At 34.1% G+C, this 21,881-nt stretch carries 22 protein-coding genes and 1 pseudogene; 12 read left to right on the top strand and 11 right to left on the bottom strand.

The window, feature by feature from the left end; translation table 11 throughout:
* Nucleotides 1-21: 21 nt before the first annotated feature.
* The 3 genes from K6959_RS07430 to K6959_RS07420 form a co-directional block, all read right to left on the bottom strand.
* Nucleotides 22-405, bottom strand: a complete 384-nt coding sequence (locus K6959_RS07430; protein ID WP_163240780.1) for a MaoC/PaaZ C-terminal domain-containing protein — start codon at nucleotides 403-405, stop codon at nucleotides 22-24.
* Nucleotides 405-845, bottom strand: coding sequence for an FAS1-like dehydratase domain-containing protein (locus K6959_RS07425; protein WP_223088059.1), 441 nt, complete (start codon nucleotides 843-845; stop codon nucleotides 405-407). Before K6959_RS07425 ends, K6959_RS07430 begins: the two co-directional genes overlap by 1 nt.
* Nucleotides 846-999: 154 nt before the next feature.
* The gene (locus K6959_RS07420) at nucleotides 1,000-1,191 is read right to left on the bottom strand and encodes a YbxH family protein (RefSeq protein WP_163240776.1); all 192 of its coding nucleotides are present in this window, start codon (nucleotides 1,189-1,191) and stop codon (nucleotides 1,000-1,002) included.
* Nucleotides 1,192-1,368: 177 nt separating this feature from the next.
* Between K6959_RS07420 and K6959_RS07415 the strand changes: the two genes are divergently transcribed.
* Nucleotides 1,369-2,046: a response regulator transcription factor gene (locus K6959_RS07415; RefSeq protein WP_163240774.1), complete on the top strand. Its 678-nt coding sequence runs from the start codon at nucleotides 1,369-1,371 to the stop codon at nucleotides 2,044-2,046.
* Entirely contained in the window at nucleotides 2,043-3,422 is a 1,380-nt protein-coding gene (locus K6959_RS07410; protein ID WP_223088057.1) for a sensor histidine kinase, read from the top strand. Before K6959_RS07415 ends, K6959_RS07410 begins: the two co-directional genes overlap by 4 nt.
* Nucleotides 3,423-3,465: 43 nt before the next feature.
* Here the strand turns inward: K6959_RS07410 and thiD are convergent, their stop codons facing one another.
* Nucleotides 3,466-4,266 carry a bifunctional hydroxymethylpyrimidine kinase/phosphomethylpyrimidine kinase gene (thiD, locus tag K6959_RS07405; protein ID WP_163240770.1) on the bottom strand — a complete coding sequence of 267 codons (801 nt, stop codon included), beginning with the start codon at nucleotides 4,264-4,266 and terminating at the stop codon, nucleotides 3,466-3,468.
* Nucleotides 4,267-4,485: 219 nt separating this feature from the next.
* On the opposite strand from thiD, the gene K6959_RS07400 reads away from it, so the two are divergent.
* Nucleotides 4,486-4,656, top strand: a complete 171-nt coding sequence (locus K6959_RS07400) for a hypothetical protein (RefSeq protein WP_163240768.1) — start codon at nucleotides 4,486-4,488, stop codon at nucleotides 4,654-4,656.
* A gap of 164 nt (nucleotides 4,657-4,820) precedes the next feature.
* Here the strand turns inward: K6959_RS07400 and K6959_RS07395 are convergent.
* The 4 genes and pseudogenes from K6959_RS07395 to K6959_RS07380 form a co-directional block, all read right to left on the bottom strand.
* Nucleotides 4,821-6,897, bottom strand: a pseudogene (locus K6959_RS07395) (transglycosylase domain-containing protein).
* Nucleotides 6,898-7,030: 133 nt separating this feature from the next.
* Nucleotides 7,031-8,686 (bottom strand): ABC1 kinase family protein, encoded by a 1,656-nt coding sequence (locus K6959_RS07390; protein WP_163240764.1) that lies wholly within the window; start codon nucleotides 8,684-8,686, stop codon nucleotides 7,031-7,033.
* 30 nt (nucleotides 8,687-8,716) lie between these two features.
* A complete protein-coding gene (locus K6959_RS07385) occupies nucleotides 8,717-9,016 on the bottom strand; it encodes a phasin family protein (RefSeq protein ID WP_163240762.1) in 300 nt (99 codons plus the stop codon).
* A gap of 106 nt (nucleotides 9,017-9,122) precedes the next feature.
* Nucleotides 9,123-10,196: a KamA family radical SAM protein gene (locus tag K6959_RS07380; RefSeq protein ID WP_163240760.1), complete on the bottom strand. Its 1,074-nt coding sequence runs from the start codon at nucleotides 10,194-10,196 to the stop codon at nucleotides 9,123-9,125.
* Nucleotides 10,197-10,399: 203 nt separating this feature from the next.
* On the opposite strand from K6959_RS07380, the gene K6959_RS07375 reads away from it, so the two are divergent.
* The 8 genes from K6959_RS07375 to K6959_RS07340 all read left to right on the top strand — a co-directional run bounded on the left by K6959_RS07375 (nucleotide 10,400) and on the right by K6959_RS07340 (nucleotide 19,653).
* Nucleotides 10,400-10,741: a DUF485 domain-containing protein gene (locus K6959_RS07375; RefSeq protein WP_163240758.1), complete on the top strand. Its 342-nt coding sequence runs from the start codon at nucleotides 10,400-10,402 to the stop codon at nucleotides 10,739-10,741.
* Nucleotides 10,738-12,270 carry a solute symporter family protein gene (locus K6959_RS07370; protein ID WP_163240756.1) on the top strand — a complete coding sequence of 511 codons (1,533 nt, stop codon included), beginning with the start codon at nucleotides 10,738-10,740 and terminating at the stop codon, nucleotides 12,268-12,270. Before K6959_RS07375 ends, K6959_RS07370 begins: the two co-directional genes overlap by 4 nt.
* A 437-nt stretch (nucleotides 12,271-12,707) precedes the next feature.
* Nucleotides 12,708-14,075: a sodium-dependent transporter gene (locus K6959_RS07365; RefSeq protein WP_223088055.1), complete on the top strand. Its 1,368-nt coding sequence runs from the start codon at nucleotides 12,708-12,710 to the stop codon at nucleotides 14,073-14,075.
* A gap of 346 nt (nucleotides 14,076-14,421) precedes the next feature.
* Nucleotides 14,422-15,525, top strand: coding sequence for a sensor histidine kinase (locus tag K6959_RS07360; protein WP_223088053.1), 1,104 nt, complete (start codon nucleotides 14,422-14,424; stop codon nucleotides 15,523-15,525).
* A complete protein-coding gene (locus K6959_RS07355; protein ID WP_223088052.1) occupies nucleotides 15,519-16,151 on the top strand; it encodes a response regulator transcription factor in 633 nt (210 codons plus the stop codon). The genes K6959_RS07360 and K6959_RS07355 overlap by 7 nt, the downstream gene beginning before the upstream one ends.
* 173 nt (nucleotides 16,152-16,324) lie before the next feature.
* Complete coding sequence (locus K6959_RS07350) at nucleotides 16,325-17,257, top strand: ABC transporter ATP-binding protein (RefSeq protein ID WP_223088050.1); 933 nt, start codon at nucleotides 16,325-16,327, stop codon at nucleotides 17,255-17,257.
* Nucleotides 17,258-17,272: 15 nt separating this feature from the next.
* Nucleotides 17,273-18,544, top strand: a complete 1,272-nt coding sequence (locus K6959_RS07345) for an ABC transporter permease (RefSeq protein ID WP_223088049.1) — start codon at nucleotides 17,273-17,275, stop codon at nucleotides 18,542-18,544.
* A gap of 77 nt (nucleotides 18,545-18,621) precedes the next feature.
* A complete protein-coding gene (locus K6959_RS07340) occupies nucleotides 18,622-19,653 on the top strand; it encodes an ABC transporter permease (RefSeq protein ID WP_316252544.1) in 1,032 nt (343 codons plus the stop codon).
* 280 nt (nucleotides 19,654-19,933) lie between these two features.
* Here K6959_RS07340 and K6959_RS07335 read toward each other — a convergent pair whose 3' ends face one another.
* A complete protein-coding gene (locus K6959_RS07335) occupies nucleotides 19,934-20,311 on the bottom strand; it encodes a DsrE family protein (RefSeq protein ID WP_163240742.1) in 378 nt (125 codons plus the stop codon).
* Between the two features lie 304 nt (nucleotides 20,312-20,615).
* On the opposite strand from K6959_RS07335, the gene yhfH reads away from it, so the two are divergent.
* Complete coding sequence (gene yhfH, locus K6959_RS07330; RefSeq protein WP_163240740.1) at nucleotides 20,616-20,750, top strand: protein YhfH; 135 nt, start codon at nucleotides 20,616-20,618, stop codon at nucleotides 20,748-20,750.
* 115 nt (nucleotides 20,751-20,865) lie between these two features.
* Here yhfH and K6959_RS07325 read toward each other — a convergent pair whose 3' ends face one another.
* Together K6959_RS07325 and K6959_RS07320 are read right to left on the bottom strand one after the other, a co-directional pair.
* Nucleotides 20,866-21,186: a YciI family protein gene (locus K6959_RS07325; protein WP_223088047.1), complete on the bottom strand. Its 321-nt coding sequence runs from the start codon at nucleotides 21,184-21,186 to the stop codon at nucleotides 20,866-20,868.
* Nucleotides 21,187-21,199: 13 nt separating this feature from the next.
* Nucleotides 21,200-21,697 (bottom strand): MarR family winged helix-turn-helix transcriptional regulator, encoded by a 498-nt coding sequence (locus K6959_RS07320; RefSeq protein WP_163240736.1) that lies wholly within the window; start codon nucleotides 21,695-21,697, stop codon nucleotides 21,200-21,202.
* Between the last annotated feature and the right edge of the window lie 184 nt (nucleotides 21,698-21,881).

Below are 21,881 nucleotides of genomic sequence, written 5' to 3'. Positions count from 1 at the left end.
TCCGATGAACTTCACTCAGTGTTAATGAATAATAGTAAATTTCCCTTTCAATTTCACCTCGCCTTCTTGATTCACTACTTGAAGCTTTCCTTTTTGAAATATTTCGTTATTTTCTTCATATTGATCTTCTAATTTTCCGCTAATCGTTAAAATTTCCCCAGGGAAGGTCATTTTTGCAAATCGCACTTGAAATTTTTTTATTTGCTCTCTTTTAAACCATCTTGTTAACGCCTCCCCCGCCATACCCATAACAAGCATACCGTGGGCAATTACATCGTTGAGTCCTGCCTTATTAGCAACAGGAACGACAGTATGAATCGGATTAAAATCCCCAGATGCTCCGGCATATTTGACTAGCTGCGTATGGGTAATCTTTTCTTTAACGATTGGTGTTAATTCAGTCATTATTTCCCACCTCCATGGCGCTCAATAATTGTTGAGCGGGAAATAAAAACTGTTTCGTCATCTTTTCTATATGATGTTTCAATCGTAATAAAGTCCATCCCCGCTTTTGTCACATGACGCACAACTTTGGGAAAGACAGTTAATATATCACCCGCATAAACCATTGAGAAATATTCATATTCTTGTTCTCCATGTAAAAAATTTAATGGATTAAGCTCAAGCATTTCGATTAGTTTATTGAAATTCATCCCACCCCACATATCGATCACTGTTGGAAATGTAAGCGGCATAGGGATTCCCTCTAACTCGCTCATTTTTGCCTCCTCTTCATGGTAGTAAATCGGGTTTGAATCTCCGATTGCTTGAACAAATTCCTTTATTTTCCCCTGTTCGATTTTAAAATTGAAAGAATCAAAAACAAGTCCTGTTTTATCTGCCATCCATCCTCACCCTTTCATTCTAGTAGGCCCATAACCTATCATTTTTAAACTCTATCTCATTATATAACAGATACTGCAAATAAATTTATAATTATTACAATATTCACAAAATATATCTACTCCTTTTAATGCTCGTTAAATAGTTGTTATTCGTTCAAATGTTATTTTTCCTAAAGTACTCATGAATGAATGTTTCAATTTGATCTGGTTTAGGAGATCGACCTGTAAATTCAAACTTAATTTCCTCAATAAATTCTCCATTGTGATATACATGAATAGCACCCTTTTGACTGATTACACTGTATTCCGGTTCAAAGATAAAGCCATTTCGTTCTATTGCTCCCAATTAAAACACCTCACTCTAATGTTTTTAAATTTTTTATTAGAAATCCTCTTTTGTTTATTATGTAACAAAGGATGTAACATACTCTTTTTTGTTAAAATAAAAATGAAAGCTTTTGTTGATTAAAAGGGATCACAGAAGTATGAAAAGGTTAACATATAACGAAGTGGAGGAATCGTAATGAGAAAGATCCTAGTAGCAGATGATGATATAAATATTCGAAACATAGTAAAAGTTTATTTAAATGAAGAAGGCTATCGCGTACTGGAGGCGGAAAATGGATTCAAGGCTTTAGAAATATTAGAGAATGAAACCTGTGATTTGGCGATTGTTGATATTATGATGCCAATTGTAGATGGATTTGAACTTACGAAAGAAATCCGTACGAACTATAATATCCCCATTATTTTATTAACAGCTAAAACCCAAATAGAAGATAAGGAAAAAGGATTTTTATCAGGAACAGATGACTATCTTGTCAAACCTTTTGAACCGAAAGAACTTCTTTTTCGGATCAAGGCATTACTTCGTCGTTATGACAAACCGAATGAAGTAATCATTCAGCTCGGTTCAACTAAAATAAACAAAAAAAGTTATGAAGTGCACATTGGTCATCAGGCATTTTTACTGCCACTAAAAGAATTTGAACTGCTATACTTCCTTGCCTCACACCCGAATCAAGTTTTGTCACGAGATCAGCTAATTGAGGCAATTTGGGGTGTTGATTATAAAGGAGATGAGCGAACAGTTGATGTACATATAAAACGGTTGCGCGATCGCTTTTCAGCATTAACCGATGATTTCCGAATTAAAACGAAACGAGGAGTAGGGTATTTTTTGGAGGAAAAACAAAAATGAAATCGCTTTATACTAAATTTGCGCTTACAACAATTACAATTATGCTCGCTAGCGGACTCATTTCATTTATCATTTCAAATACTTATTATCAACAAAAGTTAAAGCCATACAATGATGAAAAAAACACAAAAATCGCTTTACAAATCGTTGACTATATAAATAGTCACGAAAATATAAACTTAGATCAATATTTACAAAGCATTTCATCTATTGGTTATCAGTTGTATTTAGCAGATGAAACAGGAAAAGGCGTATTTTACGGAGAAGCGTTTAGAGACACCCATCTCCCTTCTTCTACAAAAAAAAAGGAATTAAATGGTGATATCTATCACGGAATCGCTCTATTTCCCCAAGAAACGTTTGTTACAGGTTTTTTTGCAAATGAATTAAAAAAAACAATTGGAGTCCCTTTACAAAATGAAGGTCGCCACTACGCCCTTTTTATTCGTCCTGATATAAAACTTCTTTTTAATGAAATGCACGTTTTATTCGGTTGGCTTTTAGGATTAACAATTATTTTAAGTATTGTTTTAGTAGCGATCAGCACAAAATTTTTAGTGAAGCCAATTTCAAAATTAACATCGGCTACAAAAGATCTATCTCAAGGTCATTTTTCGATCAAACTCGATATTGACCGTGATGATGAGCTAGGTGAATTAGCGAATAGCTTTAATTATATGGCAAAGAAACTCGAGCGTTTAGATGATATGAAAAATGAATTTATTTCAAATATTTCTCACGATATTCAATCACCACTATCCAATATTAAAGGGTATACAGCTTTACTTGAAAAAAATTCAATAACAGCAGAAGAAAAAAAAAATTATATTTCCGTCATTCAAAACGAAATTACAAGATTATCTAATTTAACGAAGCAGCTCTTGCTGCTCGCCTCCCTTCATCGTAATGAAGGTGTAATAAAGAAAAAAGAATTTAATGTTTCAAAACAGTTGAAAGAAATTATTTTAAATTATCAATGGACCTTAAGCGAAAAAGGGATGATGATTAGTTATTCATTGCCGGATACTTATGTCATTGGTGATTCCTCCCTCCTTTATACAGTATGGGATAATTTAATAACAAATGCGATTAAATATAATAAAAAGAATGGCAGCATTCATATATCAGTTAAAGAGAAAGTCCATACAATCGAAATTTCTTTTCAAGATACTGGTATAGGTCTATCTGACGATGAAATCGACCGAATTTTTGACCGATTTTATCGAGTGGATTCTGCAAGAACTCGAAAAGTTGATGGGACAGGTTTAGGCTTATCCATTGTATCGTCTATTATGAAACTTCATGACGGACACATTAAAGTGAATAGTACAAAGGGCGAAGGGACTACATTTACGGTCTCACTTCCGATGTTATAGCATCCATATAAGACCTCTCACTTTAAAAAGTGAGAGGGAACGTTTAATGATTATATTTTCGATAGGCAGAATGATTTGTTGGTCCAACTTGATCTTTAAAAGATAACGAATGTCGAATAGCAACTGTAATGAAGTCCTTGGCAATTTTCACTGCTTCATGAACAGATTTTCCCTTAGCTAATTCAGCCGTAATTGCCGCTGAGTATGTACAGCCTGCGCCATTTGTATTGATTGTATCAATCCGTTCTGCTTCGAACATTTCAAATGTGTTGCCATCATATAAAATATCAATTGCAGGTCCTTTTAATCGCCCTCCTTTTATAAGCACATAATGAGGGCCTAGCTTATGGAGTTCAATTGCCGCTTCTTTCATGTCATTAATCGATTTTAGTTCCAATATATTTAATAGTTTTGCCGCTTCAGGCATATTCGGCGTAATCATTTTCGCTAAAGGGAATAGTTTCTCCTTCATGGCATTAACCGCATCATCTTTAAGTAATTGCGATCCCATTTTTCCGATAATCACTGGGTCCACGACAAGATTTTCAAATTTCTTTTCTTCTAAAAGCTCGGCTACTCTTAAAATCACTTCTTCAGAAAATAACATCCCAGTTTTTAATGCATCAATACCAATATCGTTTACTGCAGTGTAATACTGAGCTTCTATTGCTTCTATCGATTGTGGAAAAATCCCACTCCTAGTTATTGGATGAGGTGCAACAATCGCTGTAATCGCACTCATTCCAAAAACATCTCGTTCTTGAAATGTTTTAATGTCTGCTTGAATCCCTGCTCCGCCTCGAGCAGCAGAACCCGCAATCGTTAAGGCTCTATAAATGGTCATTTCTAATGTTACCCCTTTCAATCGTTAAAAATAAAATCATGATTCTGTTTCTAGTATAAAACAAAAAAAATGATGTTGTTTATCTTTTCATTCGTAAATTTATCGACTATCATTCTTTCTTAGAAGGAGATGATAAAATTGGAACAATCAGGGATTCACGCATTGAAACTACATTCAGCACATATTGATCATAAATTTAATGAATGACAGTAAAAATAGATGCGCAAATTAATAAAAATTGAAAATCGAATGGACGGACTTGAAGATCATCGAGACTTACTTGATAAAAAAATGAATAAAATAGAAATAAAGATAGATAAAGTTGAGACAAAAATGGACAAACTAGAAACAAAAATCGATGAACGGTTAAATCAGACTGATAAAAAATGAGATAGCTTTCGCGTTGAACTTTTTGAAACACAAGAAACCGTTAATTATTTATCAAGTGAAAAGCCTCCAACATGAACGTAACCTTCGTTTCTTTCAAGCTTAAAATCATTTCTCCATATAAAAAAATGGGAGAACATAATCTGAAAGTTGTTCTCCATTCATTATTATTCATTAATAAAAACGTTGATTTTTTCTTTCACCTTTCCTCCAATATCTTCTAGCTTGTTGATTCCTTTGTTAATTTTCTCCTTCCATTTTCCTGATTCTTCTTTAAGCTCTTCTGTTTTCTCTTTTAACTGTTGCTTTGCTTTTTGAATAGACTCAGTGCTATCCTTCTCTAGTCCGTTATTGACAGAGGCAACTTCAAACTCACGTGGTTCAATATATTGAACAGCTTGCTCCATCATCGCTTTAAAAATGGGAACAACGTTATCTGAACCTCTGCTTGGCAAATAATGGTCCCGATCTGTCTTATCATAGCCAATCCAAACAGCTCCGACAAGGTTCGGAGTATATCCTACAAACCATTGATCTTTCGTTCCATTTATATCATTGTAAGGCAGTTGAGTTGATCCTGTTTTTCCTGCTATTTCTACTCCAGGAATTCTCGTTCCTTGCCCAGTACCGGTTTCAACTACATTTAAAAGCATTGACGTCATCTTTTTCGTTACAGCTTTAGATGTTACTTTTACCGTCCTTTGTTTATGTTCAGCAATTATATTTCCTGTCGGTCCAATAATTTTTGTAATGAGATGACTTTCCTGTCGCTTACCGTTATTAGGAAATACAGAGTATGCTTCTGCCAATTCAAGTGGTGAAACCCCTTTATGCATTCCCCCCAGCCCTATACTTAAATTTGCATCTTCTTCTTCGAGGGGAATCCCAAATCGCTTAAGGGCGTCCATACCTTTATCAATTCCAATCTCATTTAAAAGCCAAACAGCAGGTATATTAAGGGAGTCTTCCAATGCTTTATACATTGGAACCTCTCCTTGGTAACTTTTAGAGAAATTTTCAGGCTGATATGAACCAAATGACATTGGTTCATCAACTAGCATTGAATTGATCGTGTATCCTTCCTCAAGCGCCGGTGCATATACAGCGAGAGGTTTTAATGTTGAACCTGGCTGCGCTTTAAGATGTGTGGCTCGATTAAAGCCACGAAAAACATGGGTCCCTCTTCCCCCAACTAATCCCCTCACTCCACCTGTTTCTGGATCAAGTAATACTGCTCCACTTTGAACAATCGCATCTCTCCTTCCTTTAGGAAAAAGAGAATCTCGTTCGTACACTTTTTCAATAGAAACCTGTAAGTTTTGATCCATCTCTGTATAAATTTGATATCCTCTAGTAACAATTTCATCTTGTGTTAATCCATATTTATTAATCGCTTCGTCTAAAACAGCGTCGACGTAATATGGATATTTCCCTTTTGCAAAATTACTGCCTCCATCTTTTAACACAATTTTTTCTTTTTTAGCTTTTTCATATTGATCTTTTGTAATAAGATCATACTCTTTCATTTGCCCTAAAACAACATCTCGCCGCTCGATTGCCCGTTCATAATGTTTGAATGGATCTAAGGCAGATGGAGACTTCAACAGTCCAGCAAGAAGGGCTGCCTCACTAATTGTCAGTTCTGAAACCTCTTTAGCGAAATATTTTTGTGCTGCACTATCAATTCCCCACGCACCGCTGCCAAAATAAACTTGATTTAAATACATTTGTAAAATTTCATCTTTTGAATAGTTTTTTTCAATTTCGACTGCTAAAAAAAGTTCTTCTACTTTTCGTTTATATGTTTTTTCAGGAGATAATAACGCATTTTTCGTCAGCTGCTGTGTGAGCGTACTTCCGCCGCCAGTAATTCTACCAGCGAATATATTTTTTAAAAAAGCCCGAGCCATTCCTTTAATATCAAAGCCGTTATGTTCATAAAAGCGATGATCCTCTATCGCAATAACTGCATTTTGTACATGTTTAGGTATATCTGTAATTTTTGATCGTTTCTTTCATATTTACAGAAACTTTACTAGCAACATCGCCATCTTTATCATAAATAATTGTCGATTGAGCTAATCCGTCTTTTAAAGATTGAACATTCGCTGTAACCGCATGGTAACCAAAATAAAGTAATAGAAACAAGACAGCTGAAGAAAAAATAAGTAATAAAATTTGTGTTAAATGTCTTTTCCTCCAAAAAAGTCTAATTGCTTCTTTATATTTTTGTAATCTTTCCATGTCTCTCCTTACCTTTACTTGTAATCATATATATTACTATATTACACTATTTTACATTACATTAGAAATATTGAACTAAATTAAAAAAGTCAGTCCCCGAACGAAATCATTCAAGGACGACTTTAAATGAAAGCTATGATCTAAAAATTAAATAAAGAAGCAAAATGACGATAAATATTGTTGCGATAAGTCCAATTTCAATAATTGGAAATGTCGATATAAATGCTGTTTTATCTAGAAGTGCGATACTAATAACGAGACTAGCAATAATAATACTAAACGATAACAAGACAATACTGTTTGAAACACGTCTCCCGATCCTATCCATCTTTGCCAAAATTGACTCTAGCTGTGGAATAGTAACTTCAAAGCGAAATTTTCCTTTTTGCATCATATCTTGAAAATATTCTGGAAAACGAACGAACCATTGCACAAATTCGGATGTGCTGCTCCAAATTCGCTGCGAAATGCTTTTTGGCGAATAGCGGTCCTTTAATAATTGCTTTCCGAAAGGTTCTGCTATTTTAACCATATTTAAATTTGGATTCAAACGTTCAACAATCCCTTCTACCGTTAACAGTGACTTGCCCAATAAGCTAAGATCAGCCGGAAAATGAATTTTATATTTAAAACTAATCGAAAATAACTCTTTCATCACTTCACCGAAACGAATTTTACTAAAAGGAATGCGGTAATATTTTTCTCGTAAATCATCTACATCTGCACGAAAAGCAACCATATTTATATCATGAGGTATGAGGCCCATTTGAGAAATAGCCTTCATAACCCCATCTGTACTTTGTCGCTGCATTGCTATGACTAATGATGTGAAATGATATTTCATGTCTGAATCAATTTTCCCCATCACACCAAAATCAAGCAGGCCAAGAGCCCCATTCGGAAGGACAATTATATTTCCTGGATGCGGGTCTCCATGAAAAAACCCGTCGATTAATATCTGCTTTAGAAAAGCATGAGCAAGTCTGATTGCGATCTCTTTACAATCCTGTTCCTGCTCATTCAGCTTGTCAACATGGCTTATTTTAATCCCTGAAATAAAATCAGAGGTTAAAACCTTCTTCGTCGTGTACTCCCAATAAATGTTTGGAACAACAATTTGCTCATCATGAGAGAAATGATGCGCCAGCTTTTCTGCATTCCTTCCTTCATTTTCATAATCCAATTCCTTACGCATTGAAATAGATAGCTCTTCAACAAGCTCAGACAATTTATGTCTAGCAGCCCACTCAAATTTATTTTCCGCCAACCGAGCTAAATCAGCTATAATCTCCAAATCAGTTTCAACTATTCCTTTCATATTAGGACGTTGAATTTTTACCGCAACTGGTTGATTTGAAGGCAAGATAGCATAATGAACTTGTCCAATGGAAGCAGCTGCAAGTGGGTTTTTGTCAAATTCCACAAAAAGCTCTTCTATATTTCTTCCCAATTCTTCTTCTAAAATTTGTTTTACCTCTGCAAATGAAAATGGAGGAACACTATCTTGTAGTTTTTCAAGCTCCTTAATAATGTCTTCTGGCACTAGATCAGGCCGGATACTGGCCATTTGACCTAATTTTACAAATGAAGGACCAAGATCCTCTAAAAAACAGCGTATCCGTTCGCCTCGTGTACGGTGATTTCTTTGTTTGACAGAGGACCATTTCTTTCTAATCGAAAACATTTCTAATAAACCAAGCTCTTTTACTACGTATGAAAAGCCATTTTTAATAAAAGCGTTAATAATTTCTTGATAACGTTGGAGATGCCTTAGCCGTTTCCCGATCACGTCCCCCCACCTCACAATAATCTTTACAGTTTAAAGATTTTCTTTTGACTTCTCAAGCTCGATAATTCGTTCTTTCAATTCTTTAATCTCGTCCTTTGTTGCAATATTTAATGACTGAATCAATTGTCTAGTACGTTCTTCGACGATTTGAGAAATTTCTTCTCTTGCCATATTTCCCTTTTGTACAAGTTCCTCTACATATTGATTTGATTCAGACTTTTTTATTTCACCTTTTTTTACAAGTTCATCAACTAACTTCTCAACTTGTTCTTTACTTGCTACGGCGAGACCTAATCCGATTGAAAACGCTTTATTTATTAACTCCTTCATTTTTGGCAATCCTCCTTTTTGTTATTATATGCAAATATTTTTTGAAAACACGTTTTAAAATAGGCTTTGTTTAATAGACGGGTAATGAACGTATCCCTCTTATGAATTATTGCAAATCATCAAACCAAGAAGCATGATCAGGGCAATCTAGTACAATAAATTTTCCGTATTCTCCATTTTTAGCTTGATGATATTTTAAATATGCTTTTCCATTTTTTATTGCTAAAATTTCTATCTTTCCTGAAACGTGACTCATAACCAATCTAACTCTCTTTCCGAGCCCGGATGTTTTTGCTTTTGCACCTTCTACAATGTCATAAGCTTCTTTTAAAGTTAAAACAAATCCTCCATTTCCAGCAACAGGACGGTTTATAAAGAAATAATAAGGAGTTACTCCTGCCCAAGAAAGCTTATCAAGCAGCTCAGCTAAAACGTTCGGATCATCGTTAATACCTTTAATAATTGGAGTTTGATTTACAATAATTGCACCAGCATCATATAGTGCTTGAAATGCTTTGTTTGTTCTTTCAGTAATTTCTCGGGGGTGAGTAATGTGTGCCATGATATAAATTCTTTTATCTGGCGTTGAATATTCACGAATTAATTGCAGTAGATCTTCGTCTTCATAAATACGCATCGGGTTAAAAGCAGGTAGTTTAGACCCGATTCGAATAATTTTTACATGATCAATTTTTCTAAGTTGTTCAATGATCGTGCGAAGTTTTTTCGTAGATAAAATAAGAGGATCTCCTCCGGTTAGAAGAACGTTATTAATTTCCGGAGTTTGGCGAATATATGCCAGTCCAGGTGCTACATCAGACATTGCCTCTGTTACGTCATCACGAAATAGTCTCTTTCGAAAACAATAGCGGCAATATGATCCACATACTTCTGAGACAAGAAGTAAGGCTGTCGTTGTATATTTATGCTGACATCCTGGCACAACATAATTTGATTCTTCATCAGAAGCGTCCCAGCTTCCATATTCATTTAGTTCATTCTCATGCGGAATTACTATTTTGCGAATAGGATCATCCAGGTCGTTCCAATCTATTAGCTGAAGATAGTAATCATTTACACGAAAAACGTAATTTTCAGTTATTTCCTTTAGCTTTGAACGTTCCTTTTCAGAAAGCTCAGTTATTTTTTCTAAATTCGTAATATACTTTGGTTGTCCCATTTTTTCTCGCCCTCTCTGAAAAATTTTTTCTACATCTTCAGTCTAACATTTATAAAGCACAATCGTTTGTTTTAAAGGAAATGTTTGAATTTTATTCAAGAAAAATATCATAAATATATAAATATAGGTATTGACATTATATTCGGAATTTTTTAATCTTTTAGATATGATGGAATATTTAGAAAATAAAAGGGGTTGTGATAATGGATCAATTAGAGAGCAATCAAAAAGGAACGATCGATTTTGAAGCGATTGCTGCAAGTGAAAAATTTAATGAATTAAAAAATGAAAAGAAGAAATTTGTTGTCCCATTTACATTTATCTTTCTGATTTTTTACATTATGTTACCGATACTTACATCCTATACTGATATTTTGGAAAGACCTGCCGTAGGATCAATATCATGGGTCTGGGTTTACTCTTTATTTTTATTTATTATGACATGGACATTCGTTATGCTCTATGTGAGAAAAGCAGCCTCTCTTGATATTTCAGCAAAAGAAATATTAACAGAGCAAGAAGTAAAAGGGGGTAAAGCAGTGTGAATTTTACTGTTATTGTCCTATTTTTAATAATTGTCGCAAGTACACTTGTCATTACGTATTTTGCTGCTAAACGCACTCAAACTGCAAGCGATTTTTATACTGCTGGCGGGGGGTTAACCGGTTGGCAAAATGGGTTGGCTATTTCAGGAGACTACTTATCAGCAGCATCCTTTCTTGGAATTGCTGGTGCAATATCACTAAATGGTTTTGACGGATTTTTATTTAGTATCGGATATCTTGTTGCCTATTTAGTCGTTCTCTTTATTGTTGCTGAGCCTTTACGAAATCTTGGTAAATATACGCTTGCTGATATGATTAATGCTCGATTTAATGCGAAGAAAATTCGTGCCGCTGCTGCCTTAAGCACGATCACAATTGTCATCTTCTACATGATTGCCCAGCTAGTTGGGGCCGGTGCACTTATACAATTATTGTTTGGAATCGACTATTGGTTAGCTGTTTTAATCGTTGGTGTCATGATGACAATTTATGTGTTATTTGGGGGGATGACAGCTACAAGCTGGGTTCAAATTATAAAAGCTGTTTTATTAATGATCGGAACAGCTGTTATTTCCTTTTTAGTGCTAGCTAAATTTAACTTTAATATTTTGAGTATGTTTGATGAAATGAGAACGTCAACCCCACTAGGAGAAGCGTATTTAAATCCGGGGGTTAAATATACGATGCCGCTCGATACGATCTCACTAATGATTGCGCTCGTTTTTGGAACTGCTGGATTACCGCATATTTTAATGAGGTTTTTTACAGTTAAAGATGCAAAAACAGCTCGTTCTTCTGTCATGTGGGCGACATGGATTGTCGGAATCTTTTACTTGATGACCATTTTCTTAGGTTTTGGCGCCGCTGCTTTCGTTGGCTTTGAAACAATAAAAGAGGCCAATCCTGCTGGTAATATGGCGGCACCACTACTAGCTAACGTTCTTGGCGGAGACTTCTTAATGTCATTTGTTGCTGCTGTGGCATTTGCAACCATTCTCGCTGTCGTAGCTGGTCTTGTATTATCAGGTGCTTCGGCATTTGCTCATGATATATACGGACAAATTATTAAAAAAGGAAAAATAACAGAAAAGCAGCAAATGCTCGCTGCTCGTTATGCTTCAATTGGTGTTTCAGTTTTCTCTATTTTATTAGCTTTGTTTGCCCAAAAAATGAATGTTGCTTTCCTCGTGTCTTTAGCCTTTTGTGTGGCTGCAAGTGCTAACTTACCAATTATAGTGTTTACAATTTATTGGAAGCGCTTTAATACAACAGGAGCCATTACGGGAATGATGTCAGGGTTATTATCTTCCCTTATATTAGTTTCAATAAGTCCAAACGTATTTGCTTTAGACGGTTCAGCTTTATTTATTGGGGAGCCACTATTTCCATTAACAAATCCAGCCCTTATATCTGTACCTCTAGGTTTTATTGGATCAATAGTTGGAACATTACTCTCAAGCCATTCTGATGCTAAAAAATATGCTGAAGTAACAGTTAGAGCAAATACAGGCTATCGGGAAAATATTTAAAAATTGACAGCCAGATTTTTGAAATCTGGCTTTTTTATCCTTTAATCGATTCTAACCATTCTCGGTAACATCCATCACAAAGAGTTTCATTACGTTCACTTACTTCATCGTAAAAAGTAACATAATGAGTTTCCTTTTGTTCCATTTCATGATTACAATAATGACAAATAACGAGACAAAATTTCCACCTCTCCTTTCATAACTATTTTTAATCATATTTTCCCCACAATTTATTTGTTTTTTATTATTTGTTTTTACAAAAATATCAAACAATACTTCGCTTAATCCCCAATTTCTAACATCACTGTAGAGAATTTATTTTAATAATCTTTCGTTTCTTTACATAAAAAAAGTTTTCGATTTAATATATAAGGAAAGGAATTTATTATTTCAGAAATTCTTTTCGATTTTATTTGCAAATTTAATGGAGGAACTTTATGAATCAAACTAGAGAACAATGGACATCAAAACTAGGATTTATTTTAGCAACAGCTGGATCAGCAATTGGCCTAGGAGCTATTTGGAAATTTCCTTATGTAGCTGGAAGTGCTGGGGGCGGAGCGTTTTTCTTCGTTTTTTTACTTTTTACACTGCTTGTTGGCTTACCTATATTGCTTGCGGAGTTCATTATTGGCAGAGGCTCTCAACAAAATGCCATTTCTGCTTATACAACGTTTGCACCGGGAACGAAATGGAGTTTAATCGGGCGCTTAGGAGTGGTCACAAGCTTTATTCTCTTATCATTTTACAGTGTAGTCGGAGGCTGGATCTTAATATACCTTATCAAGTCTCTTACTGGGGGATTAAATAATTATACTGCTGATGAGTATGGGCAATTATTTAACGATCTCATCGCAAATCCTTTTATTGCAATTTCGGGACAACTTATTTTTCTGCTAATAACAATCATCATTGTGGCAAAAGGAGTTCAAAAAGGGATTGAACAAGCGAGCCGGATTATGATGCCCGCTTTATTTGTCTCATTTTTTATTTTAATTATTCGTTCATTGACGCTCGAGGGCGTGGGTGAAGGACTCCGCTTCTTTTTATATCCCGATTTTTTTGCACTTAATTCAAAAACAATTTTATATGCTTTAGGTCAATCATTTTTTGCATTAAGTGTTGGTGTTTCCGTTATGGTTACATACAGTTCCTATGTATCAAAAACCGAAAACTTGCCGAAGTCCTCTTTAACGATTGTATTAATGAATATATTAATTTCATTATTAGCAGGATTAGCAATTTTCCCAGCTGTATTTTCTTTTAATGTTGAGCCTGAGGAAGGTCCTGGTCTATTGTTCGTTGTACTTCCTGCGGTCTTTGACCAAATGCCTTTCGGAATATTTTTCTTAATTATTTTCTTATTGCTATTTTTATTTGCGACTTTAACATCTGCTTTTTCAATACTAGAAATGATCGTCGCAGTTTTTGTTAAAGACGAAGCCGAAAAACGAAAAAAAAAAACTTGGCAAGCAGGTTCCCTTATTTTTCTTCTTGGCATCCCTTCTACTCTTTCATTTGGATTGTTAAGTGATGTGACGGTATTCGGAAAAACAATATTTGATTTAGCAGATTATTTAGTTTCTAACATTTTATTACCTATCGGAGCTCTATCTATTTCTATTTTTGCATTTCTAAAAATACCGAGACAAACGTTAATTGACGAAATAAGCACTGGAACGAATAACGGAAAACGAATATTTACAATTTGGTTTTTTCTCATTCGTTACATTGCCCCAATTGCAATCATTATTGTTTTCTTAGATGTGATTGGTGTTTTTGATATGCTTCATTTATTTAAATAAGGAGGAGTTTGTTCTTTATTTTAGACCTTATAGCAATGATTTTTCATAAGATTGGTCATGGCTTTAGGCGCATATATTGTAAAAGTGGAGCGGATAGACATTTGTGCGGGCAACAGTCCGTTCCTCTTTTCTTTTTTTGGGAGAAGTAAATTTTTTCACATTCATCTTTATTATTTTTTTCGGTGGATATACAGAATCACGTGCACATTCTTACACCTCTAAAGATAAAATCATTATGGCTTTTTTATAAATCCTGTCCCTTTCAAAAAAAATCAGATAGTGATATCCACTTGAGTTTTACTTAATTCCAAATCATAAAAATTTGCATAGAAAGTAGGTTTATATGTTGAAAGAGTTTTTGTTACGTATTTCTATCTTTTCTATCTTTTGGTTTGGGTTTATTATTGAAAGCGGCAGCCGCTCCTTACTGCCTGCTATACTCTTTATTTGTGCGTTAACGATCGGGAGTTATTTCTTTTTAGCCGTTATTAAAAAACCACTTCTTTTATATATTGGCATATCTCTTCTTATTTTTTTTTCTTATATTTTAAATAGCAATGATGAAAATTTATATACTGCTTTACTATTGTTATACATTCATATAGAAAGTATTTATCAATTAAAAACAATTCATTTTCGAATTTTTACAGCCTTTCATTTTATTTTATTTCTCTTTATCGTGATCAGTAATAACGCTCAACTCGAATGGCTTATGTTCTTTAGTTTAGTTTATTTTATTGCGCTCTCTTTAAATAACATGGTTCATAACAGAAAAGAACAGCGAAACATGTACGAAGAGCTTCTCGGGGAATTTAGAAAACTAAAAAGAGCAAGTTATGAAACAGATCGAACTGCTAGACTTGAAGAAAGAACGAGAATTGCCCGAGATATGCATGATTCTGTAGGTCATAAATTAACAGCATTACAAATGCAGATTGAAATATTATCTATGCAAAAAACGGAACTAGATGTTTCTGAACTTAAAAAACTGGCACGGGAAAGCTTAGAGGAAACTAGGCATGCAGTAAAAGCATTAAAAGTTGAAGAAAGCGAAGGAATTGCTACTGTGTTAAATCTTATTCGAAAATTAGAGTCTGAAAGTCATGTTTTTGTCCAATTTACAACTAAGCAACGTGTCCTATCAGCAAAACTATCCAACAAACAAAGCGTTGCTCTTTATCGGGTCATTCAAGAAGCCCTAACAAATGCAATGCGGCATGCTCATTCAAAAGAAATCCATGTTATTTTAGGACGTTCTGCAACTGGTGATTTAACATTCAAAATTTCCAATCGTATTCATCAACAAAAACCATTGCAGCTCGGTTTTGGATTATCAAGCATGAAGGAAAGAATTAACGAGTTAGGCGGAACCGTAAGTATTTATCAAACCGAGAATGAATTTATTATAAGCGGAACATTACCTTTAAAGGAGAAAGATAGATCATGCTAAAAGTCTTATTAGTTGAAGATCAAGCAATTGTCCGTGAAGGCATAAAGATGATGCTTGAACAAGATGACAATATTCAAGTTATTTCTGAAGCAGAAAACGGACAAACAGCTATTGAACAGATGGAAAAATTTATTGTTGATCTTGTTGTAATGGGCATACGGATGCCCGTCATGAATGGCATTGAAGCAACAAGAAAGATGAAACAAAGATGGCCTAATGTCAAAATATTAATATTAACTACATTTAATGATGACGAATATGCGCTTCAAGCTCTTAAAGAAGGAGCGAGTGCTTTTTTGCTAAAATCAGCTGAACCGCAAAAATTAATTCAAGCTGTATATAGTTGTATGAGAGGCGGTATCGCAATTCATGAAGAAGTTGCTGCTAAAGTACTACCTCGCCTATTAAAGAAGGAGACCCGACTAGATGTCACTGTCCCGCTCTCCCCTCGAGAGCTATCAGTTACAAAATTAGTTGGCGAAGGAAAAACAAATAAAGAAATTGCTGCGGAACTTTATTTATCAATCGGAACGGTTAAAAATAATATTACACATATATTACACAAACTGGAATTAAGAGATCGCACACAATTAGCAATCTATGCAGTAAAACATCATTTATCTTAAGACAGTATGAAAGGGTTGCCCCAAAGTCGAAATAACTGACTTTTAGGCAACCCCTTTTTTAACAACAAAAAATGACTGTAGTCATGGTTGTTATTAAAAATAGTGACAAAAGACAGTATGTATGATTCCTTCTTATACGTAAAATGAAAAGTAATGAAAAGGAGGAGGGTCTTATGTTAGAAGTCGTAGAGTTAACAAAACGGTTCAAACAATTTCATGCTGTAAAGGGAGTAAATATGTTTTTGGAGAAAGGAGAAATTGTTGGTTTATTAGGTCCAAACGGTGCAGGGAAATCGACAACAATTTCAATGATCTCATCTTTAGTTCAGCCTACAACTGGCGATGTTCGCTTGAATAATAAAAGCATCATAAAAAACCCTGAACAAATTCGCAAAGTGTTAGGAGTTGTCCCTCAAGAAATAGCACTTTATTTAGATTTAACTGCTCAAGAAAATCTAGAATTCTTTGGAAGAATTTATCGACTTTCTGGAGCAGAACTTAAAAATAAGATAAACGAAGTACTAAATCAAATCGGCTTAACCGATAGACGAAAAGATCTCGTGAAAACCTTTTCCGGGGGGATGAAACGGCGATTAAATATCGGCGTTGCTCTTTTACACGATCCAGAACTTATTATTATGGATGAACCTACCGTTGGTATTGATCCTCAATCCCGTAATTACATTCTTGAAACTGTGAAACAGCTAAATAAAGATAGAGATATGACTGTTCTATATACGAGTCATTATATGGAGGAAGTAGAGTTTTTATGCGATCGAATTTATATTATGGATGAAGGCTCTATTATCGCTTCTGGGACGAAAGATGAAATTAAAAATATATTATCATCAGAGAATACAATCTTAATTAAAACAGAAAGAATGAATGACAAGTTTATTAGTGCATTAAAAAAAGAAGCGGTGATTACTAGAGTAACCGTCCAAAACGAAGCGATTACTATTATTGTCCCGAAGGAAGTAAATGTGTTTCGAACAATTATTAAACATGCAGAAGATACCAACACAGTGCTAATGTCTGTTGACGTCAAAACACCAACTTTAGAAGATGTATTTTTACATTTAACCGGCCGGGCATTACGAGATTGATAAGGGGTGATTAAAATGATGACACAGATTGTTAAAAAACAATGGCTACTGCTGTTTCGTAATAAACAAGAGTTAATTATCCTTCTTGGAATGCCTCTTATATTAATTTCAATTTTAGGATTTTCATTGGGTAGTTTTATGAATGGTGAAACACCTGACATAAAAGCTAAAGTAGCCCTGATTGAACATGGAAATGAACAAAAAGAGATTGAGCAATTTATAAATGAAATAAAAAACATGAATCTACCTGAAAAACAGAAGCAAGCAATGATTGCTGGAGCAAAACAAATCCAGCCTTCCCACTCATTGAAAAATGATGTTTTCGGTCATAAAGAATTAAAAGATCATATAGAACTAGTCATTGCGAAGCCTTCACACTTTGACAAAATTAAAAAAGATGATCATTATGACGCAGTGATCGAAATTCCAGAAAAATTTACTTACAACACATTGCAAACCGTTTTCTTTAACAAAAAGGAGTCACGTTCGACAATAACTTTATTTAGGAATGAAGGAAATGAATTAGCATCATCAATAATTGAAGAAATATTAGAAAGCTTTCAAAACCAATTTTCTACGCTCACTGTTCTTGGAGCTGCCGGTCTCTTACATGAGATTCATTTTTCTCAAGAAAAAACTTTTGAAGGAACGATTGAATCAGTAACAAAAAGGGAGCCGATTAATGCAACCGTTTATTATACGATCGGAATGAGTGTCATGTTCGTTCTTTATATCGCTTCCAGTATCGGCACATATGCTTTTCAAGAAAAACAATTACATGTATTTAACCGTATTCTTCTAGCAAACATCTCAAAATGGACTTATTTTTCAAGTATATTTATTTCGGGGATGACGTTAGCCTTTATTCAATTAATGATTTTATATGGTGTTACCGCACTCGTCTATGATGTAAGGTGGCCGAATATCCCGGCATTTTTCACAGTCTGCTTTATGCTTAGTTTTGCAGTTGGGGGAATGACTGTTTTATTAACTTCGTTGACTTATAATTTAAATTCAGAGTTAATAACAAACTTTTTTTCTTCCGTTATCGTCACCTTTTTCGCATTTTTAGGAGGAAGCTTTTTTCCTTCTGGTGAATTATCAAATGTTATCCAATTTTTAGGCGAACTCACTCCTAATGGAGCAGGGATGACAGCCTTTTTGAAGCTACAACAAGGATACGATTTAAGTGATATTACAGGTTCTTTAATTTTCTTAACTTTATTTGGACTTTTAATGATTGTCATTGCTGTTATCAGTTTCCCAAAAAGGGGGGAAACAATATGATTGGTATTTTACTTGCAAAATTGCGCTTATTTTTAAGATTTCCTTGGCCATTTATCGGGATGACCTTTATCTGCTGAATATTTGCTTATTTTATTGGCCAAGGAAATGAAATAAAAGTATCAATTCCCGTCTATAGCAATATCGAAAATATTGAAACAAACTCTTTATGGAAGCAATTAAAAGCGTCAGATACTTTTGATTTTTATTTAACATCAAAAAAAGAGGTAAACAAGATTGTAAGTGAAGGAAAAGCTGAAGCTGGTGTCGAGCTTAAACAAGATTCCTATCGGATTATTATTACTTCAAAAACAGAAAATGTGAATTTAGTTCGCCAATATATCGAAACTGTTTATGCAGATGTTTTTCGTCATGATCAAATCGTTAAGGCGGTATCTAGTCAGGCAAATATTGAGATAACAAAATTAAAGGATACATTAGCAGAAGTAAATGAAACACCGATTTTTTCTTTAAATAGGGCAAACTTTCGTGGCGATCAAACAGTTGTCATTGATGGAAAACTCCAAGCTATTTATGGTTTTTCTCTATTCTTTGTCATTTATACGATAGCTTATAATGTCCTGCATATATTATTGGAGAAAAACGAAGGTGTATGGGATAGGATGATCCTCTCCCCTGTTCGAAAGTGGGAAATGTATACTAGTAATTTATTATACAGCTTTGTCGTCGGGTATATACAAGTCGTTCTTATTTTCTTAGTGTTTCGTTTTGGAGCTGGAGTTGACTTTTATGGCGGCTTCGGAAAAACGTTAATATTGTTAATACCTTATGTTTTTTCAATTGTTGCGATGTCAATTTTAATTACAAGTATTGTTAAAAACACGCAACAATTTAATGCGGTCATTCCCCTAGTTTCAGTGAGTATGGCAATGATTGGCGGTGCTTACTGGCCATTAGAAATTGTCTCATCTGATGTAATGCTTACACTTTCAAAATTTGTTCCGATCACATATGGAATGGAAGCTTTAAAAGGAGCAACAGTGTACGGTTACTCGCTGAGTGAGCTGATGTACCCAATGAGTATCCTTTTCTTAATGGGTGTCGTCATGATCGGAATAGGCATCAACTTTATGGAAAAAAGACGTATTTGATCAGTTCAGTTCCAAACTCATAAAGATTTATTTTCCTTAAGGGTTTAAGAATGTATATGGTCAATATTAGAATCTATTTTCCGAGCGAGAGACTAGAAATGCTTGTCAGTCGAAGCATCGAGCAATGAGTCGGAAACGAGTAGAACAAAGCGTTCATAAGTTCGTTTGTCAACAGTCAGAAACCCACAAAGGTTTATTTTCTTTGTGGGTATTTTTATTCAAGGGCTTTTTTCTCTTACAACCCTTTTCGTTTATTTATACTATTTTAAGGGTGCGTAATTTAACTGTTTAATTGAAGTGTTGATTTTGCATTTGTTATGTAATCTATTACATCATCAGCTGTAATAATTTCAATATTTTCTAATAAATTATCGTCTTTTGAAATACCGTTATGCTCCATACATGATGAACAAACTTTTAATTGACCGCCTTTTTCAAGAAATTTCGTTAATAAATCTTTCACTGGAGAAAATGGTGCTCCGATATCAATTGAATCTGCATACCCTTTCTTTGCTAAATGAACAGCATCAGATAAAAGCATAATAGCCGTTTCATGCCCCTTCTCTAAAGCCTTTACCCCCATTGTAAAAGCAATTGTTACATTGTTTGAGTTGTTTTCCTTAGCAGTTAACGTAATTAAAAACGATGGCTGTGACATAAAATAAAACCCCTTTCAAAAAGTATTGTTTTACAATTTCTATTATACCTATATAGGTATATAAAAGAAAATGATCTGTACTTTATTTCAGTTTAATCTATTAGAACTAAAATTATTCTTCTGTTTTTTCGGACATTGCAGAGATTGACTTGTTGTAACCACGTAATTTCTATAAATACATTAATTAAAAATAAATTTATTATTTTTTTAAAAAAAACTACACATTTTATTTATTATCGTGTATACTGTTTTATAACAGATACGAATTTTATAAAACTGTACTATATTAAAGGAGGCGTTTATTTTGTTACAAAGTCCAGTAGAATTTTTTAGAAATTTACCTAAGAAAGTATGTCCGGAGTGTGGCGAACAAATAAACGAGCAAGCTGAATCGTACATGATGGAATGCGATCGCTGCCTCGCCCAAAAACCTGAATAACTTTTTGAACACCTTTAAGCAGATAGCAAAACAGCCATCTGCTTTTATTTTTATATTGTTAGTAAAGACATTATTTAAGTTCTCTAACTATAAACTGTTAAAGTGCAGCTAACACTTATTTTGACTTTTGCCTTAAGCTGTTCAATACATCAGCCATTAAAAAATTGTTCTCTTCATTAGCCTCTTCAATTTCTACTATTTTGCGGTCTATGTAATAATCAACTTTTGAAAAAGGATCATTTTCTACATAATCCTTCGCTTCCTTCAATGAAGCAGCTTGGATCATCATAAAAGCAGTCCCATCTACACAAGGCCCGCAAAAAGATAACACACCTTCCCTTTTTAATCTTTTTAAATAAGTAACATGATCAGTAATAAGTGCTTCAGTCATCAGCTCCCTTTGTTTATTTGAAAGTTGTACGATAAATTTTTTCATCAAATTTTCACTCCTACAACGTTTTGTTTAGTAATTTAACTGCTTGTTTAATGATTTCTAAATTCCCATCGAGTTCAATATTTAAACTTTTGTCAGCTTGCCTTAAAGCGTTTAATGCTTCATCTAAAATTTCCTCCCCTTTTGCCGTTAAATGAACTTCCATTGACCTCCTTTCCTTCCCTGGTAAACGTTTAATAAAATCATCTCTCTCCATTCGTGAAAGCAAATTACTTACAGTAGCTCGCTCAAGCTCTAAATTTTCGGCAATAGTCGTTAACGTAGATGGGCCAAAGTCTTTTAATACCTCCATTACATAAACGTAAGAAGTATTTAAACCTAGCGATTTTAAATATTGCTCATACCACTTTTGAATCTTTTTACGAGCTAAGCTTAATTGAAAAGCTAAACAATTAATTGTTACACTATTATCCTTCATAGCTAGTATACTAACAATTAGTATACTAAATGTCAACTTTTTCATCATGTAAATGATGTCATTATCAGTAATCAATATGAAATTTATATCTCTCTACATATATTTTAAGACGAAAACAAATGGCTAAAAGGATGAATGATTGAAATTATATGTTGTGTCGGCTTTCTTCAACAGCTTAAAAGAAAAAGGATAATGCGAACTTTTAAGGAATAAAGGAGAATAAAATTAAAATACAGAACAGCAAATATGAGTATCTTTT

Source organism: Bacillus aquiflavi (assembly GCF_019915265.1).
Classification (GTDB): Bacteria; Bacillota; Bacilli; order Bacillales; family Cytobacillaceae; genus Bacillus_BT; species Bacillus_BT aquiflavi.
Note: the sequence above shows the minus strand (reverse complement) of the source record. Positions and strands in the feature narration are given on the sequence as shown.

Bases quoted from the DNA above. Each gene is read 5' to 3' on its own strand.
- K6959_RS07430 (WP_163240780.1), bottom strand. From the start codon at position 405: ATGACTGAATTAACACCAATCGTTAAAGAAAAGATTACCCATACGCAG.
- K6959_RS07425 (WP_223088059.1), bottom strand. From the start codon at position 845: ATGGCAGATAAAACAGGACTTGTTTTTGATTCTTTCAATTTTAAAATC.
- K6959_RS07415 (WP_163240774.1), top strand. From the start codon at position 1,369: ATGAGAAAGATCCTAGTAGCAGATGATGATATAAATATTCGAAACATA.
- K6959_RS07410 (WP_223088057.1), top strand. From the start codon at position 2,043: ATGAAATCGCTTTATACTAAATTTGCGCTTACAACAATTACAATTATG.
- thiD (WP_163240770.1), bottom strand. From the start codon at position 4,266: ATGACCATTTATAGAGCCTTAACGATTGCGGGTTCTGCTGCTCGAGGC.
- K6959_RS07400 (WP_163240768.1), top strand. From the start codon at position 4,486: ATGCGCAAATTAATAAAAATTGAAAATCGAATGGACGGACTTGAAGAT.
- K6959_RS07385 (WP_163240762.1), bottom strand. From the start codon at position 9,016: ATGAAGGAGTTAATAAATAAAGCGTTTTCAATCGGATTAGGTCTCGCC.
- K6959_RS07380 (WP_163240760.1), bottom strand. From the start codon at position 10,196: ATGGGACAACCAAAGTATATTACGAATTTAGAAAAAATAACTGAGCTT.
- K6959_RS07375 (WP_163240758.1), top strand. From the start codon at position 10,400: ATGGATCAATTAGAGAGCAATCAAAAAGGAACGATCGATTTTGAAGCG.
- K6959_RS07365 (WP_223088055.1), top strand. From the start codon at position 12,708: ATGAATCAAACTAGAGAACAATGGACATCAAAACTAGGATTTATTTTA.
- K6959_RS07355 (WP_223088052.1), top strand. From the start codon at position 15,519: ATGCTAAAAGTCTTATTAGTTGAAGATCAAGCAATTGTCCGTGAAGGC.
- K6959_RS07350 (WP_223088050.1), top strand. From the start codon at position 16,325: ATGTTAGAAGTCGTAGAGTTAACAAAACGGTTCAAACAATTTCATGCT.
- K6959_RS07345 (WP_223088049.1), top strand. From the start codon at position 17,273: ATGATGACACAGATTGTTAAAAAACAATGGCTACTGCTGTTTCGTAAT.
- K6959_RS07335 (WP_163240742.1), bottom strand. From the start codon at position 20,311: ATGTCACAGCCATCGTTTTTAATTACGTTAACTGCTAAGGAAAACAAC.
- K6959_RS07325 (WP_223088047.1), bottom strand. From the start codon at position 21,186: ATGAAAAAATTTATCGTACAACTTTCAAATAAACAAAGGGAGCTGATG.